Origin of the sequence: Kaistia dalseonensis, assembly GCF_030814715.1 — a bacterium.
GTDB lineage: Bacteria > Pseudomonadota > Alphaproteobacteria > Rhizobiales > Kaistiaceae > Kaistia > Kaistia dalseonensis.
On record NZ_JAUSVO010000001.1, the window covers coordinates 916,161 to 931,377 of the forward strand.

Genomic DNA, 15,217 nt, shown 5'->3' on the forward strand with positions numbered 1-15,217 from the left:
CGCGCGGATCGTCGAGACCTGTCGGCCAGATTCTCCGGAGATCGCTTCGGCCGCGATCAGGATCAGCCCGCGTGGAGGTGATCGTCATCCAGGCGGTCGTGAAATCTCGGTCCGAGGCCGGGTCTGGATAGAGGGAGCCGGATTGCGCCGGCTCCCGATTGTGTGGTGATCAGCCTTCGACAGCCGGAGCTGCAGCCGTCAGCGTCCGGGCCTTGTCCTGAGCGAAGCAGAGGTCGAGAATGCGCTGGATGTCGGCGGCGCGGCGGAAGTCCGGGTCGCCATTGACGCCGGTATTGCAGGCAATGACGAAGCGCTCATAGGTCGTGGCGACCGGCGGCGTTTCCACGTCTTTCCAGATCTGGCCGTCAATGTCCTTCTCGCCGGTGCAGATCCGAAGCGATGAAGCGCGACCGTCGGTCTTGACCTCGAGGGCCCCCGCCGTGCCGAACAGGGCAAGCGACAGATCATTGGCATGGCCCGTGGCGAAGCGCGTCGCCGTGATCGTGCCGAGCGCGCCATTGGCGAATTCGGCGGTCATCACGGCCGAGTCGTTCGCATCGAGCGGATAGTCGCCGATCTTGTCGCCGGGTGCCTTGTGGAAGGTCTTGAGGCGGCTCTCAACGGTCGCGACGTTGCTGTCGGCGGCAAAGCTCGCGAAGTCGACGATGTGAACGCCGACGTCGCCGAGCACACCCTTGGAGCCATGTTCCTCGGACAGACGCCAGAGCCAGCGCGATTCGGTCCGCCAGTCGCCCCACTGCTTGCCGACGAGCCAGCTCTGCAGATAGGAGGCCTCGAAATGGCGGATCTCGCCGATTGCGCCGGAGGCGACCAGTTCGCGCGCCTTCTGCAGCGCGGGCGAATTGCGGTAGGTGAAGTTCACCATGTTGATGACGCCCTTCGCTTCGGCCGTTTCGGCCATTTCGAGGGCGAGCGGATAGTTGGTCGCGAGCGGCTTCTCGCAGAAGACATGCTTGCCGGCCTCGAGCAGGCGCATCGTCGTCGGATAGTGGACCGCATCCGGCGTCACATTGGCTGCAGCGTCGAAGCCGCCCCAGGCGATGGCCGATTCCAGATCGGGGAACAGATTTTCGATGCCGAACTGCTTGCCGAAGGCGGCGCGACGATCGGCGTCCGGCTCGACGGCAGCGACGACGGACGAATTCGGGGCGGCCTTGAAGGCTGCGGCATGGTTGGTTGCCATGCTGCCGGTGCCGAGGATGAGTATCTTGACCATGATGATCGCTCTTGAGTGGTGCGGGGCCGCAGCGGGAGGGCATGTCGCCGCTTCCCGGAGATGTCTATGTGAATTGCTCCCTGCGCCGCAGGCGGCCGCATAGCGCGACCGCCTGACATGTTCGGCGCAAGGTCGACCATTCCCTTGGCAAGGGAGTGGTCGAGCATCGACGGGTCGGGCCCGCCAATGCAGGCCAGGGCCTAGCGGAAGCCCGCTTCGCCCGGGCGATGCAGGCCTTCGCCCTTGATCTCGAGCGGACCATTCGGCGCCTTGTCAGCCGGCGTGTTGGGGGCATTGGTGATGCCGGCCCAGGCCGGAGCGGGGTTGTAGGCCCACTTCACGGCGTTCTTCAGCACCTGCTTGACGTCGGGATTGTAATAGATCGGGTAGGTCTCATGACCGGGCGAGAAGTAGAACACCTTGCCGCCGCCGCGCTGATAGGTGAGGCCCGAACGGAACACTTCGCCGCCCTCGTACCAGGTCACGAACACCGTCTCCATCGGCTCCGGCACCGTGAAGGGCTCGCCATACATTTCGGTCTGCTCGATCTCGAAATAGTCCGAGAGACCCTGGGCGATCTGATGGTTGCGGTTGATGACCCAGACGCGTTCCTTTTCGCCGGCCTCGCGCCACTTGAGCGAGCAGGGCGTGCCCATGAGCTTCTTGAAGATCTTCGAGAAATGGCCGGAATGGAGGACGATGAGGCCCATGCCTTCCCAGACGCGGTTGGCGACGCGATCGACGATTTCGTCAGAGACCTGGCCGTGCGCCTTGTGGCCCCACCAGATCAGGACGTCGGTCTTGGCGAGGCGCTCTTCGCTGAGGCCATGCTCCGGCTCCTGCAGCGTGGCGGTCGACGCCTCGATCACCGGATCCTCCTGGAGGCCCTTGGCGATCGTGGTGTGCATGCCCTCCGGGTAGACCTTCCGGACGACTTCGTTTTCCTGTTCGTGGATGTTTTCACCCCAGACGACAACACGGATCGTCATGACCTCAGTCTCCTTCGACGTTTCCTTGATTTCCACCGATCAACCCGCTTGGGAGGCGGGTCAGTCCATCCTCGTCGGATCGGGAATTGCTGGAAACAATGCCCGTCCAAAGCGCTTTGGATAACGAATAAGAAGCCACCACATCCCGCGCTCGCGATCAAGCGGTAACCAGCGTCTGTGACAGAATGGCGGCGGAAAGCGCAGCCAAGACTCCGCCGTTGGTCAGTGTCCGGTTTCCGCGGGCGCGGCGGTCCGGCCCGCCATGTCGTCGCCGGCGCCCTTGGGAAAGCGCAGGCAGACGATCGCGGCGAGGATCGAAATGCTCGTCACAGTCAGGAAGGCGACGGAGAAATCGGCGAGCGTGGCGGAGGTGCGGCCCTCGATCATGATCGACGCATGCAGCGCGCCCGCCGAGACGCAGATTCCAAGCGAGAGCATCATCTGTTGCAGCGTCGTGTAGAAGCTCGTCGCCGCGCTCATGCGCCGCCGCTCGACATCGGCATAGGCGATCGTGTTGTAGGCCGTGAATTGCAGTGACTGGAAGAAGCCGCCGACCAGAAGAAGGGCATAGATCAGGAAGAGCGGCCATTCGGGCCGAAAGGCGGCATAGAGCGCCAGGAAGCCGCTCGCGATAATGCTGTTCCAGATCAAGGTGTTACGAAAGCCGAAGCGCCGCAGGATCGGCGTCGCGGCAGCCTTCATGGCCATGGAGCCGACGGCGGCGATGAAGGTGACGAGGCCGCTGTGGAGCGCGGAAAAGCCGAATCCGAGCTGCATCATCATCGGCAGCAGGAACGGCATCGCGCCGGCCGAAATGCGGGCGAAGCCACCGCCGATGACCGACAGGCGGAAGGTCTGGATACGCATCAGCGAGAGGTCGAGAATCGGTGCCGCATGGCGACGGGCATGGCGGATATAGAGCGCGCCGGAGATGATGCCGGCGCCGAAGAGAGATGCGGCCACCGCTGGCGATGCCTCGCCGCGCCCGGAGGTCTCGAACGCGAACATCAGCGATCCGAGCGAAACGCCTGACAAGACAAGGCCCGCAAAGTCGAAGGGCTCGGTCTTCTCCTCGCGCGCATTGACGATGAACTGGCTCGCGAGCGCGATGCCGACAATGCCGAGCGGGATGTTGACGTAGAAGATCCAGCGCCAGTCGAGATAGGTGACGATCAGGCCGCCGACCATCGGCCCGAGGATCGGTCCGATCAGGGCAGGCACCAGCAGCCATGCCATGGCGTTGACGAAATCGGCGCGCGGCACCGTCTTCAGGATGATCAGCCGCGCGACCGGAACCATCATGGCGCCGCCCATGCCCTGAAGGATGCGCGCGAGCACGAGGAAGGTGAGGGTGGGGGCCTGCGCGCAGAGCAGGGATCCCACCATGAAGGTCGCGATCGCCGTGCAGAACACATTGCGCGCGCCGAAGCGGTCGGCAAACCATCCGCTGGCGGGAATGAACACGGCGAGGCTCAGCAGATAGCCGGTCAGCGCAATGCTCATGTCGAGCGGCGAGACGCCGAAGCTCCGCGACATGGTCGGCAGGGCCGTTGCCAGCACGGTCGAATCCAGTTGCTCCATGAACAGGGCGCTGGCGACAATCAGGGCTGTGAAGCGAAAGGAAGGGGTATGCGAGCCGGCGCTCGCACCAAGGGATATGTCGCTGGGCATGATGATATTCGTAAGGTGGCAGTTGTATCTGGGCCGGTTCGCCCGGCCGATCAAGTCACAAATCTGTGGTCCACCCGGCGCGCCGCCTTGACGTATCCGGCCGGCCCCGTCTATATCCGCTCCACTTCGCCGGCATCAATCGCCGGTCGATGGGCGGTTAGCTCAGCGGGAGAGCATTCGCTTCACACGCGAAGGGTCACTGGTTCAATCCCAGTACCGCCCACCATTTCACAACACGCAATGGACCGTCGCCGAAACCCTTGCCTCGCGAGCTTCGGATGTTGCCTTTCGTTGACCTAAATGTTCTTCTTTTGTTCTCGTGACGGATGTGTCATGGGAGGGGCAGGGAGGAACGGTCATGTTCAAGAAGATCGAATGCGTCAGCATCTATACGCCTGATATCGAGGCGTCGGCCGCCTTTTATGGCGGGCTCGGCCTCGTGGCGGCCTGGCGGATCGAGCGACCACTTGCAGGTGGCGGCACGGCGACGCTGCTCGGGCTGCGCTTTCCCGATAGCGCCAGTTCCGAACTGGTTCTGAGCGACAATGCCGACGTGAAGCTGACCGAGATCGAGATCCTGGTCGACGATGTCCACGACGCCTATGTCCGGCTGAGCGAGGACCAGCGCGTCGGCTGGATCCGGGAGCCGTTCGCGACAGAATCCGGCCACGTCGCGGTCATGACGGCGCCGGACGGCAACGTCTTCGTGCTGGTGGGACGATAGACATATTGGGTCGCGGCGCGGACCCTCGGTCCGCGCAGGCGGGTCAGGCGCGCTCGCTCACCGCGTGCAACTGGCTCTCGTCGACGACACGCTCGTGCCGCTCCAGTTCGCTCTTGATCCGATACTGCAATCGCCCTGCCGATTCCGGCAGGACAGAGACGACACGATAGGTCCCGGGCGCGGAGCTGAACATCTTGCTCCGGTCCATCGTGACCTGTTGTCCATTTTTGAATTTATGAGCCATCGCTGATTTATAGCACGATACAGGGCGAATTATTCGGCGATCGCGCAAATATTTTGAACGTTGTCGAATGATCGAAAACGAATGGCCCATTGTCGTTCACTTGCGACGTCGCAAAGTTTTTCGATATCAGGGTTTGCGTTTCGCGGTTCGGTACGCTATATGATGTTCATCCCGACGAGACAGAGCGGGTTTCGACAGGCGCGCATGTCAAGCGCAGCCGTCGAGTTTGGACGAAGCGGACGGATGTACTCTGCTTCATATTCCCTGATCTCCTGACAATTGATCAGCAGCTCTGGTTGGGCCTCCGGGCCTTATCGCGGTGTTTCGGCGTGCTCTTCGGAGCCTTGCCTCGGCGCTGCAGTGATGTTCGGTTACAGCTTTGATCGCGTGTCGGTCTGGAAGATATCCAGTTCCTGCGTTGCGTTCTGAAGATTGCTTGAAGCCCGGCTAAACGCCGGGCTTTTTGCGTTTCTGGCCAATGTGAAGCGCTCTGACTGAGTTCGGGCCTTCTGGCTGGAGCGGGCTCTCCGGTTGAAGGCGAGCCTTGGCCCATCTGAAGCCCCTAAGCCCGCGCGCACAGCCATCCGACAGCCTCGGATCCCTCGGGCCGCGTGCCGATCTGCGTGACGGGCTTGGAACTTTCCGGTCGATATGAAGCGATCTGGCTAAGTTTGAGCTTTCTGGCTGGAGCACGACACTCCGGCTTGTTGGGAGCCTCGGGCCCGATGTGAAGCCCTGAAACCCCGCGCGCTGTACCCAACGGGCAGACTCGGAGCTCTTGGGCCACGTGCAGAGCCGCCTGACTGGCTTGGAGCTTCTCAGCCGGTGTGCCGCCTTGCGGCCGGCGTCCTGAGCGTTCTGCTCGGTGTGTCGTGCTTTCGGTCAGCGTGTCACGACAAAGACCGCCGCGAGATAGGCGCCGAGCACAAGCGCGATGAAGAGATCGGAGACCATCGCGATGACCTCGGTCCGGCTGCGGCCCTGGTTCAGCACATGCTTGATCCCCGCCAGCAGGTAGAACAGGCCGCCGACAATCGCGGCCGGGATGGTCCATGGCGCATGGACGATTGACGCAATGCCGAGGACGCCGATCGACAGATTGGCGAAGCCCAACTCCTGCACGATCTTCCGCGGCGCGACCTCCTTGATGCCGAAGATCGTCTCGGCCGTGAAGGCCGGATTGAATATCTGCCGCAGTCCGGCGAGGGCGGGGCGAACGCCGACGGCCCAGAACACGAACCAGATGCCGGTGAGGGCGAGAAGACTGGCGCCCTGGGGAAAGGCGAGGTGCTCGATTGCGATTGAAGCGACCGGAAGGACGAACAACAGAAGCAGGATCATTGCGAGATACATGGCCGCCCACTCCCCGGTTGGCCGATCCCGCGTCCGCTGGACTCGGGACCTCCTGGACGACGTGTCGCCGCGGTGGCCACGATAGGCGACTTCGTCGGCGTGCGCATCTGGCGCGGGGTGCCCGCAAACGCGACCCTTGGCAGGCGCGTATATGGACTATATATGGTCCGTATATGAAGCAGGTACGGAGACGTCCATGGGCATCGTCAACATCGATGACGATCTGCACGATCAGCTGCGCAGGGCGAGCAAGGTGTCGTGTCGTTCGATCAATGCGCAGGCCGAATACTGGATCAAGATCGGCATGCTGTGCGAGACCAATCCGACGCTCTCTTTCGGCGAGATCATCGCGCGCGAGCTTCGCTCCGCCGGCGTTTCGGCCCAGCCGCTGGCCGTGAGCGCAGCATGACGAAGCAGCCGCGTGAGCTGGCGCTTCTGGCCGAGTCGGGCCGGCTGCTGGCGTCGGTGTTCGCCCTTCTGGATCGAACCCCGCTGATCGGCATGTCGACGCTCCAGATCGATGAACTGGTCGAGCGTTTCATCGTCGACGATCTCAAGGCGCGCCCCGCGAGCAAGGGCCAGTATGGCTATGGCTTCGTGCTGAATTCCTCGGTCAACGACGTCGTCTGCCATGGCATACCCTCGCAATCGACCGTGCTTCGGGATGGCGACATCGTCAATCTGGACATCACGCTCGAGAAGAACGGCTATATCGCGGATTCCAGCAAGACCTATCTCGTCGGCGCGGTGAACCCGGCGGCCCGGAAGCTGGTCCAGACCACTTATGAGGCGATGTGGATGGGCATCCAGGCGGTTCGCCCCGGCGCGCGGCTCGGCGATATTGGCTGGGCGATCGAGCGGCACGCCAAGCGGAACGGCTATTCGGTGGTGCATGAATATTGCGGTCACGGCATTGGCCGCGAAATGCACGAGGAACCGCAGATCCTCCATTTCGGCAAGCCCGGAACCGGCCTCGCGCTGCGCGAGGGCATGGTCTTCACGATCGAGCCGATGCTCAATCGAGGTCGCAGGAGCGTGAAGACCGAGGCCGACGGCTGGACCGTGGTGACGAGCGACGGATCGCTTTCCGCGCAATTCGAGCACACCGTGGCCGTGACCGCCTCCGGCGTCCAGGTGCTGACACTGCGGCCCGACGAGGCGAAATCAGGCCCCGCCCGACGGATCGCGGCGGCCCGCGGACACTAGCCGCAACCTCATGGAATCGTCGCGGCTAAAGAGTTCATTCCAAGCACCAGGAACCGACATCGCACTTTGATCATGCGATCGCCCGGTCTCACGCCGGGAACGACCTTCATGCGGCGGACGACGGGAGGGCACGTTTGCCTCCCGTCGCCCTTGTCATGAGCGACGCGCTTCAGTTCGAGACCAACTCGATTTCGCTGGGGCGCCAGGTCTTGTTGAACCACGGCTCAAGAGGGCCGTAGAGCCTCAGGATCGTGAACCAGCCCTTGCCGGGAATGGTCTGCACCCAATTGTGCTCCATGCCTGCAGGAGCCTTCGGACCGAACCAGATGTCGACGGAGCCGTCGGCATTGACCTTGATGCTCTTGTCCTGGCTGCTCACGCTCGGAAACTGCTGATCCGTCTGGAGCATTGAGCGGGTCTGCGTGTCATAGACGATAACCGACCAGAAATCCTTCGCCGGAACATGGGGCGGCAGGCGCAGCCGATAGGTCTTGCCGCCGTCGAAAGGATTGCCGTTCGCGTCGAGGGCGGCCCAGGGATATTGCGAACCTTCGCCGACCATCTTTTCGGCCATGGCCGGCGTCACGCCGGTGGCCAGGTAGTAGAAGAAGGCAGCGCCGTCGAGATTGCTCACGCCTGGAGCGCTCTCGAACTTGTACCCGCCGAAGAAGGGCAGGCGCCAGGCGCTGTCCGGGTAGAAGTATCCGGCCTTGTCGCGCATGCGGTAGGCGATGCTGCGGGCGGTCGCCGCGCCGATATTCGCGGCGTCGGCCAGGATGGCTTTCATCCGCGCATCGGGGGCGAATGGCTTGCCCTTGGTGATGCCGATCGAGGCGAAGAGGCCGAGCGTCGTCGGATCAGAGCCTTGCGGCGGCTCTTCCTGGATGGCCTGGTCCAGCAATTCCCAGAAGGCATAGTCGCCGGGCGGCACGAAATTCGACGGGATGCCGGAGAGATTGGCGAACTTCATCTCGGGAGGATTGGCGGCGTCGCCCAGCTGGTAGACCTTCAGCGTCCGCTTGACGAGATCGACCCCCGGCTTGGGCGAGCCATCCACCAGGAACGAGCGGAACGGCATCCAGTTGCCGTAGGTGCTGGGGCGCACCACGAAATAGCCGTCCGGCACCTTGCCGTCATAGCCGGGGGGCAGAATCAGATACTTGCCGCCCTCGCCGCGATCTTCCCCCGTAAGGCCGACATCCGCCACCCAGCGGTACCACATGTCGTCGATCGCCCCGAGAACCTTCGGCGGGATCTCGACAACCAGCGGCCCCTTGCTCGTGTCGAGCCAGACGAAGCTGTAGACCGTGTTGTCGTTTGCGGTCAGTTCGACGGTCTTGGAGTCGACGAGAGTTTCCCAGATCACGTCCGTCGTGTTGACCGGCCCGTATTCGCGCAGGGCGTTGCGCATGGCGACCTGATTGACGATGGGAAGTCCCAACAGATACGCTTGGAGCGCTCGCGAGCGGTCGAGATTGTCGTAGATCGCCTTGGTCGTGTCTGCGGTCGGAACACCATCATGCAGCTTCAGCGTTCCGATTGACGTCTCGACCTCATTCGGGGTCGCGACGCCGGGCGCTGTCGGCGTGGTCATCTTGTAGGTTTCCGCCGCGGCCGGCATGGCAAGCGCGCCAGCCAGCAGCAGGTGAGCGGCAAAGAGCAGCTTCGTACTCATCTCATCTATCCTCTGTCTCTTGTTTGCGGCACGCAAGTCGGCCTTCGCGCGTGACGGCGCCTTTATCCGTCCCTGCCCAATCCATGAGATGTATCGCGCCAGCGGCGGCCGCGCGCTTTGACCGACCTCAAATTCGTGACGGGAGCCGTTCACGAACTGCCTTGGTCGTCGGGAGGGCGACAGCTGTTTTTGCGCGCTCTTCAGACAAAGGCGAACCGCCCGAGGTTGGTGACGGTCGCGTGATGCAAGCCCCGCGACGGAGGCTGCATTCACGCGATACGCGCTCAGCGAGACGGGATGGAAGATCATCCAACCGATCCTGCCGACCCAATCGCGCGGCGTTCCTCGCGTCGATGACCGGCGTGTCCTGAATGGCATCGTCCGGGTGCCGAGGTCCGGCCAGGAGCATGACAGCCCCAAGGCACGCGATCTCCTGCGCGGCCTGCTCAGGGGGCGTCCAAATCCTCGCGCGGCAGCGACCTGGCGAGCGCTCGAGCCGGCTCCGTCGCCGCCTATTTCAGGCCATCCTCGGCCAGCGTATAGGCGACGATCGCGTTGGCGTGTCCGTGGCCGAGGCCGTGCTCGTTCTTCAGGATCGCCACCAGCTCCATGTGCTTAGCCGGATAAGCGTTGCGAACGAGCTGCTGCCATTCGGAGATCGGCCGCCCATACTTCTTCTCGATCGAGGGGAAGTAAGATGCGGGTCCCTGAACTTTTTGATCGGCCATGGGCGACTCCTAGATCAAGGCCATGGTATCCGGCGGCGTCGGCAGGCCGATCGGCTTGTCGGTGCGCGGCACGATGCGAAGCTGCATCCGCTTGATCGCTTCGTAAAGCTCGATCTCGCGCCGATAGGGGCGCCATTCATAGAGCAGCAACTCGGCCGGGCGCCAGAGCCCGACCCAGCCGGCGATGATGAAGCCCTCCGAGAATAGCCGCCCGAAGCCGCCATGGATCGAGAACAATTGCTCGGAGAGCAGCGACAGCCCCAGGCAGACGATCCAGAACACGCTGCCGATGCGGAGCGCGCGCCAACCTTCCAGCCAGACCTCGCGCTTCTTCTGCACGGCGAGGCGGATCTGCGTATTGCAGTAGATGTCGATCGCGGCCCGCGTGCGGGCCGGCAGATCCGCCATGATCATGGCCGCCGGCAGATGGATGGTGATGCTCGATAGCCGCTTGTGCCCGCGACGACGGGCGTTCAGCGTATCCATCAACTGGTCGATGCCAGACGCCTCGATGTTGTCGCCGAGAAACGGATCGACTTCGGGCGTCTGGAAGAAATTATGGATGTCGCTCAGATAGAGATCGACGTTCTGGTCCGGATCGATCGTCCCATCGGTCGTCGTCATGGCGAGCGGCCTCCATCAATCAGGGGTTCTGTGCCTCGACGGCTGCAAGCGCGGTCATGTTCACGACGCCGCGCGACGTCACGGACGGGGTCAGGATATGAGCCGGCCGCGCCGCGCCGAGCAGGATCGGCCCGACATGCAGCGCATCGGTCATCACCTTGACCACGTTGAGGGTGATATTGGCCGCATCGAGGTTGGGGAACACGAGCAGGTTCGCCTCGCCCGTGAGCTTCGATTTCGGCAAGGCGCGCATGCGGATCGCGTCGGAGAGCGCGGAATCGCCGTGCATCTCGCCATCGACCTCGAGGTCCGGCGCCGTCTGCCAGAGGATCTCCACGGCCTTGCGCATCTTGCGGCTCGATTCGCCGTCGCGCGAGCCGAAATTCGAATGCGAGAGCAGGGCGGCCTTGGGCGTGATGCCGAAGCGGCGGATATGATCGGCCGCGAGGCGTGTCACTTCCGCGATTTCCTCCGCCGTCGGGTCTTCGTTGACATAGGTGTCGGTGAGGAAGGTCGTGGCCTCGGAGCTGATCAGCAGGCTCAGCGCCGAATAGGCGTGGCTGCCGGGCCGCAGGCCGATCACGTCGCGAATGGTGCGAAAATGGCTGCGGAACTGGCCCTCCAGGCCGCAGAGCAGGGCGTCGCCCTCGTTGCGCATCAGGGCGAGCGCGCCGATCACTGTGGTGTTGGTGCGGACCGCCGTGCGCGCCGCCTCGGGGCTGATGCCCTTGCGACCGAGCAGTTCCGAATAGAGGTCGACATATTCGCGGTAGCGCGGATCGTCCTCGGGGTTGATCACCTCGAAATCGACGCCGGGCTTGAACTTGAGGCCGAAGCGGCGGGCGCGGACCTCGATCACCGAGGGGCGGCCGATCAGGATCGGCTGCGCGATGCGATCCTCGAGCACCACCTGGGCGGCGCGCAGCACGCGCTCATCCTCGCCGTCGGCGTAGATCACGCGCTTGATGTTGCTCTTCGCGGCCGAAACCATCGGCTTCATGATGAGGCCGGATTTGAAGACGAACCGGTTCAGCCGGTCCATATAGGCGTCGAAATCGGCGATCGGGCGCGTTGCGACGCCGGTATCCATCGCCGCCTTGGCGACGGCCGGCGCGATCCTGAGGATCAGCCGCTGGTCGAAGGGCGATGGGATCAGGTAGTCCGGGCCGAAGCTGTGCTGCACGCCGCCATAGGCCTGCGCCACCACGTCGGAGGGCACCTCCTGCGCCAGTTCGGCGATCGCCGCGACGGCCGCGTGCTTCATCTCCTCGTTGATCGTTGTCGCGCCGACGTCGAGCGCGCCGCGGAAGATGTAGGGGAAACAGAGGACGTTGTTGACCTGGTTCGGGAAATCGGACCGGCCGGTGCAGATCATCGCGTCAGGGCGGGCGGCGCGGGCCTCTTCCGGCATGATCTCGGGGTTGGGGTTGGCGAGCGCCAGGATCAGCGGCCGTTCGGCCATCTTCATGATCATGTCGGCCTTGAGCACGCCGGCGGCGGAAAGGCCGAGGAAGACGTCGGCACCATCGATGATCTCGCCGAGCGTCCGCTTGTCGGTCTTCTGCGCGAAGATCGACTTGTAGGGATCCATCAGCGTCGGGCGGCCCTCATAGACCACGCCATCAATATCCGAGATCCAGATGTTCTCGCGCTTCGCGCCGAGCGAGACGAGGAGATTGAGGCAGGCGAGAGCGGCAGCGCCAGCACCGGAGGCGACGATCTTCGCCTCCTCGATCGTCTTGCCCTTGAGCTTCAGCCCGTTCGTCACCGCCGCGCCGACGATGATCGCCGTGCCGTGCTGGTCGTCATGGAAAACGGGGATTTGCATCCGCGCGCGCAATTTGCGCTCGATCTCGAAGCATTCCGGCGCCTTGATATCCTCGAGATTGATGCCGCCGAAGGTCGGCTCCAGCGCCGCGACGACATCGACGAACTTGTCGATGTCGCGTTCCTCGACCTCGATGTCGAAGACGTCGATGCCGGCGAATTTCTTGAAGAGGACCGCTTTGCCCTCCATCACCGGCTTGCCGGCCAGTGCGCCGATCGCGCCGAGGCCGAGCACGGCGGTGCCGTTGGAGATGACGCCGACGAGATTGCCGCGCGCGGTATAATCAAAGGCCTTGGCCGGGTCGGCCGCGATCGCCAGGCAGGGAGCGGCGACGCCCGGCGAATAGGCGAGGGCGAGATCGCGCTGGTTGCCCAGCGGCTTGGTCGCTCGGATCTCCAGTTTGCCGGGCTGGGGGTAGCGATGGAAATAAAGGGCCGCCTCGTCGAGGTCGGCGCCTGCCCGGCCGGAATCCGTCATCATCAATGCCTGCGTCTGGAAATAAATAAGGCGACCGTTTTGCGGCCGCCTCAGCGTCATACAAGAGCGGACGCGCGGAAGCGAGCGCGTCCTTGGGCGCCTTCGCCTCAGAAGGCGAGGGGACGGGCTGCCGTCGGGGCGCAGCCAATGCCGCTATTGAGGCAGAGGCCGATCAGCGAGGCGCGCGGATCCTGCAGATCATGATTGAGCGACGGGCGCACCATCTCGGCCAGACCGATGCCGACAAGGGTTGCGAACAGGGTGACGACGAAGAAGGACCGGGTGGCCATGACACAAAACTCCAAATGACCCCTAAAGACAGGACGGACAGTGCACCCCCGTGGCTGAACCGCCTCTGAAATCTGCATTCATCTATCGTTTGGAATGATTGCGATTTGATTAAAATTGATTCGAACGCTTCGCAGGAGCCCTTATGCGACAAGGGTTTCCACAGCTTGACGCTTTCGCGAAAATCCTGCATCACCCTCGCCATGACGGCTCTTTCGCTCCCTTTCGCAGGCTGTTGCCGCGGAACCATCACCAGCCTTTGAGGCCGGCCGAGGCCGTTCCTTCTCGCTCGCTTCCATGGGACGGACGCCCGGCCGGCGCCTTCTCCTGACATCGACGGGAATTGTCATGACGCTCCGCCTCTACAACACGCTGACGAAGGAAAAAGACGAGCTCGCGCCGCTCTTCACGGATGCGGACGGCAAGCCCCATGTGCGGATGTATGTCTGCGGCCCGACGGTTTACGACTTCGCCCATATCGGCAATGCGCGGCCCGTCATCGTCTTCGACGTGCTCTTCCGCCTGCTGCGCCATCTCTATGGCGCTGACCACGTCACCTATGTGCGCAACATCACGGACGTGGACGACAAGATCAATGCGCGGGCGGCGGTCGAATATCCCGACCTGCCGCTGAACGAGGCCATCCGCCGCGTCACCGAGAAGACCGACGCGCAATTCCAGGCGGACGTGGCGGCGCTGGGCTGCCTGCCGCCTTCCGAGCAGCCGCGCGCGACCGAGCATATCGACGCCATGAAGGCGATGATCGAGCGCCTGATCGAGAAGGGCGTGGCCTATGTCGCCGAGGGGCACGTGCTGTTCTCGCCCTCCGAGATGAACCGGCTCGATCACGGCCTGCCGCGCTATGGCCAGCTCGCCCGCCGCTCGCTCGACGAGATGCTGGCCGGCGCGCGCGTCGATGTCGCGCCCTACAAGCGCGAGGCGATGGATTTCGTGCTCTGGAAGCCCTCCGACGACCACGAACCCGGCTGGCCCTCGCCCGCCGGTATTCCCGGCCGTGGGCGCCCGGGCTGGCACATCGAATGCTCGGCCATGTCGATGGCGAAGCTGCTGGAGCCGTTCGGCGGCGGTCTCTCCTGCGACGATCCGCAGAAGAACACCTTCGACATCCATGGCGGCGGCATCGACCTCGTCTTCCCGCACCACGAAAACGAAATCGCGCAGTCCTGCTGCGCCTTCGGCTCGCCCCGCATGGCCAACATCTGGATGCATAACGGCTTCCTGCAGGTCGAGGGCGAGAAGATGTCCAAGAGCACCGGGAATTTCGTGACGATCAGGGAGTTGCTGAACGACTGGCCGGGTGAAGTGCTGCGGCTCAACATGCTAAAGACGCATTATCGGCAGCCGATTGATTGGACGCTGAAGGGGCTGGAAGAGAGCGCGAATATGCTGAGTTCCTGGCACCGACTGGCAGATCTCGCCAAGGATGCCATTGTCGATCCCAGTTTCGTAGAGGCGTTGAAGGACGACCTGAATACGCCAATGGCGATACAGCATGTTTCAAGCTGGACAAAGGCGAAGCCTGGACAGGTCTTCTCCAGCGCTTCTTTTCTCGGGCATGGTTTCTTGATCCCCTCCGATGTCGCCGAGCGCGCTCAGTTAATGCGAGGTGCGCTGGCATTATTGGGTCTGTTGCCGCCCGATCGTCAGGTCGATGTTGCGCGCGTCAACGCGCTCATCACCGCCCGCCTCGAAGCCCGCAAGGCCAAGAACTTCGCCGAGGCCGATCGCATCCGCAACGAACTCGACGCCATGGGCATCGCGCTCAAGGACGCCAAGGATCCGGCCACCGGCGAGATCGTCACGACCTGGGAAGTGAAGCGGTAGCTCGCAGCGTCGCCAATTTATGTTCGCGCTCACTGCGGTAGCCTAAACTCCGTCATGCCCGGGCTTGTCCCGGGCACCCACGCCTTGCTTATGACATAGCGAACCATCGAGCGCCTTAAGCAAGTCGGGGATGGCCGGGACAAGCCCGGCCATGACGGTTGAGTAGGAACGACCGATTGGACAATGGCCGGTTGGACAGGCCTCTGCATAAATCACTGTCATTGCCGGGCTTGACCCGGCAATCCAGACTTTCTCCGTCGGCCTGACGCCCCGCAGACGGTTGAAAGCGAAACTGGATTGCCGGGTCAAGCCCGGCAATGACAGCGGG

The 15,217-nt window shown here is 63.3% G+C and carries 14 protein-coding genes, 1 tRNA gene and 1 pseudogene; 6 read left to right on the forward strand and 10 right to left on the reverse strand.

Annotated elements, in window-relative coordinates; genetic code table 11:
- Positions 1-169 precede the first annotated feature (169 nt).
- The 3 genes from QO014_RS04165 to QO014_RS04175 form a co-directional block, all read right to left on the reverse strand.
- Positions 170-1,237, reverse strand: coding sequence for a Gfo/Idh/MocA family protein (locus tag QO014_RS04165; RefSeq protein ID WP_266347367.1), 1,068 nt, complete (start codon positions 1,235-1,237; stop codon positions 170-172).
- A gap of 200 nt (positions 1,238-1,437) precedes the next feature.
- Positions 1,438-2,226, reverse strand: a complete 789-nt coding sequence (locus tag QO014_RS04170) for a ThuA domain-containing protein (protein ID WP_266347368.1) — start codon at positions 2,224-2,226, stop codon at positions 1,438-1,440.
- Positions 2,227-2,448: 222 nt separating this feature from the next.
- Complete coding sequence (locus QO014_RS04175) at positions 2,449-3,897, reverse strand: MFS transporter (protein ID WP_266347369.1); 1,449 nt, start codon at positions 3,895-3,897, stop codon at positions 2,449-2,451.
- 151 nt (positions 3,898-4,048) lie between these two features.
- On the opposite strand from QO014_RS04175, the gene QO014_RS04180 reads away from it, so the two are divergent.
- Positions 4,049-4,123, forward strand: a tRNA-Val gene (locus QO014_RS04180).
- Positions 4,124-4,255: 132 nt separating this feature from the next.
- Positions 4,256-4,621: a VOC family protein gene (locus QO014_RS04185; protein WP_266347370.1), complete on the forward strand. Its 366-nt coding sequence runs from the start codon at positions 4,256-4,258 to the stop codon at positions 4,619-4,621.
- A 43-nt stretch (positions 4,622-4,664) separates the two neighbouring features.
- Here QO014_RS04185 and QO014_RS04190 read toward each other — a convergent pair whose 3' ends face one another.
- Both QO014_RS04190 and QO014_RS04195 read right to left on the reverse strand, forming a co-directional pair.
- Positions 4,665-4,814, reverse strand: coding sequence for a hypothetical protein (locus QO014_RS04190; protein ID WP_266347371.1), 150 nt, complete (start codon positions 4,812-4,814; stop codon positions 4,665-4,667).
- Between the two features lie 933 nt (positions 4,815-5,747).
- Complete coding sequence (locus QO014_RS04195; RefSeq protein WP_266347372.1) at positions 5,748-6,218, reverse strand: DUF6790 family protein; 471 nt, start codon at positions 6,216-6,218, stop codon at positions 5,748-5,750.
- 196 nt (positions 6,219-6,414) lie between these two features.
- Between QO014_RS04195 and QO014_RS04200 the strand changes: the two genes are divergently transcribed.
- Positions 6,415-6,627 carry a ParD-like family protein gene (locus QO014_RS04200; protein ID WP_266347373.1) on the forward strand — a complete coding sequence of 71 codons (213 nt, stop codon included), beginning with the start codon at positions 6,415-6,417 and terminating at the stop codon, positions 6,625-6,627.
- Complete coding sequence (gene map, locus QO014_RS04205; protein WP_266347374.1) at positions 6,624-7,424, forward strand: type I methionyl aminopeptidase; 801 nt, start codon at positions 6,624-6,626, stop codon at positions 7,422-7,424. Before QO014_RS04200 ends, map begins: the two co-directional genes overlap by 4 nt.
- A 169-nt stretch (positions 7,425-7,593) precedes the next feature.
- On the opposite strand, the gene QO014_RS04210 is transcribed toward map, so the two are convergent.
- Positions 7,594-9,099, reverse strand: coding sequence for a DUF1254 domain-containing protein (locus QO014_RS04210; RefSeq protein ID WP_370877105.1), 1,506 nt, complete (start codon positions 9,097-9,099; stop codon positions 7,594-7,596).
- Positions 9,100-9,403: 304 nt separating this feature from the next.
- On the opposite strand from QO014_RS04210, the pseudogene QO014_RS04215 reads away from it, so the two are divergent.
- Positions 9,404-9,499: pseudogene (locus QO014_RS04215) on the forward strand (IS5/IS1182 family transposase); the annotation flags it as partial.
- 112 nt (positions 9,500-9,611) lie between these two features.
- On the opposite strand, the gene QO014_RS04220 reads toward QO014_RS04215, so the two are convergent.
- The 4 genes from QO014_RS04220 to QO014_RS04235 all read right to left on the reverse strand — a co-directional run bounded on the left by QO014_RS04220 (position 9,612) and on the right by QO014_RS04235 (position 13,046).
- Positions 9,612-9,827 carry a DUF4287 domain-containing protein gene (locus QO014_RS04220; RefSeq protein ID WP_266347375.1) on the reverse strand — a complete coding sequence of 72 codons (216 nt, stop codon included), beginning with the start codon at positions 9,825-9,827 and terminating at the stop codon, positions 9,612-9,614.
- A gap of 9 nt (positions 9,828-9,836) precedes the next feature.
- Entirely contained in the window at positions 9,837-10,451 is a 615-nt protein-coding gene (locus QO014_RS04225; protein WP_266347376.1) for a hypothetical protein, read from the reverse strand.
- A gap of 19 nt (positions 10,452-10,470) precedes the next feature.
- The gene (locus tag QO014_RS04230) at positions 10,471-12,759 is read right to left on the reverse strand and encodes an NADP-dependent malic enzyme (RefSeq protein ID WP_266347377.1); all 2,289 of its coding nucleotides are present in this window, start codon (positions 12,757-12,759) and stop codon (positions 10,471-10,473) included.
- A 104-nt stretch (positions 12,760-12,863) separates the two neighbouring features.
- Positions 12,864-13,046, reverse strand: a complete 183-nt coding sequence (locus tag QO014_RS04235; protein WP_266347378.1) for a hypothetical protein — start codon at positions 13,044-13,046, stop codon at positions 12,864-12,866.
- A gap of 346 nt (positions 13,047-13,392) precedes the next feature.
- On the opposite strand from QO014_RS04235, the gene cysS reads away from it, so the two are divergent.
- Positions 13,393-14,889 (forward strand): cysteine--tRNA ligase, encoded by a 1,497-nt coding sequence (gene cysS / locus QO014_RS04240; protein ID WP_266347379.1) that lies wholly within the window; start codon positions 13,393-13,395, stop codon positions 14,887-14,889.
- Positions 14,890-15,217 lie beyond the last annotated feature (328 nt).

Coding starts and splice junctions, on each gene's coding strand:
- QO014_RS04165 (WP_266347367.1), bottom strand. CDS start 1,237: ATGGTCAAGATACTCATCCTCGGCACCGGCAGCATGGCAACCAACCAT.
- QO014_RS04170 (WP_266347368.1), bottom strand. CDS start 2,226: ATGACGATCCGTGTTGTCGTCTGGGGTGAAAACATCCACGAACAGGAA.
- QO014_RS04175 (WP_266347369.1), bottom strand. CDS start 3,897: ATGCCCAGCGACATATCCCTTGGTGCGAGCGCCGGCTCGCATACCCCT.
- QO014_RS04185 (WP_266347370.1), top strand. CDS start 4,256: ATGTTCAAGAAGATCGAATGCGTCAGCATCTATACGCCTGATATCGAG.
- QO014_RS04190 (WP_266347371.1), bottom strand. CDS start 4,814: ATGTTCAGCTCCGCGCCCGGGACCTATCGTGTCGTCTCTGTCCTGCCG.
- QO014_RS04195 (WP_266347372.1), bottom strand. CDS start 6,218: ATGTATCTCGCAATGATCCTGCTTCTGTTGTTCGTCCTTCCGGTCGCT.
- QO014_RS04200 (WP_266347373.1), top strand. CDS start 6,415: ATGGGCATCGTCAACATCGATGACGATCTGCACGATCAGCTGCGCAGG.
- map (WP_266347374.1), top strand. CDS start 6,624: ATGACGAAGCAGCCGCGTGAGCTGGCGCTTCTGGCCGAGTCGGGCCGG.
- QO014_RS04210 (WP_370877105.1), bottom strand. CDS start 9,099: ATGAGTACGAAGCTGCTCTTTGCCGCTCACCTGCTGCTGGCTGGCGCG.
- QO014_RS04220 (WP_266347375.1), bottom strand. CDS start 9,827: ATGGCCGATCAAAAAGTTCAGGGACCCGCATCTTACTTCCCCTCGATC.
- QO014_RS04225 (WP_266347376.1), bottom strand. CDS start 10,451: ATGACGACGACCGATGGGACGATCGATCCGGACCAGAACGTCGATCTC.
- QO014_RS04230 (WP_266347377.1), bottom strand. CDS start 12,759: ATGATGACGGATTCCGGCCGGGCAGGCGCCGACCTCGACGAGGCGGCC.
- QO014_RS04235 (WP_266347378.1), bottom strand. CDS start 13,046: ATGGCCACCCGGTCCTTCTTCGTCGTCACCCTGTTCGCAACCCTTGTC.
- cysS (WP_266347379.1), top strand. CDS start 13,393: ATGACGCTCCGCCTCTACAACACGCTGACGAAGGAAAAAGACGAGCTC.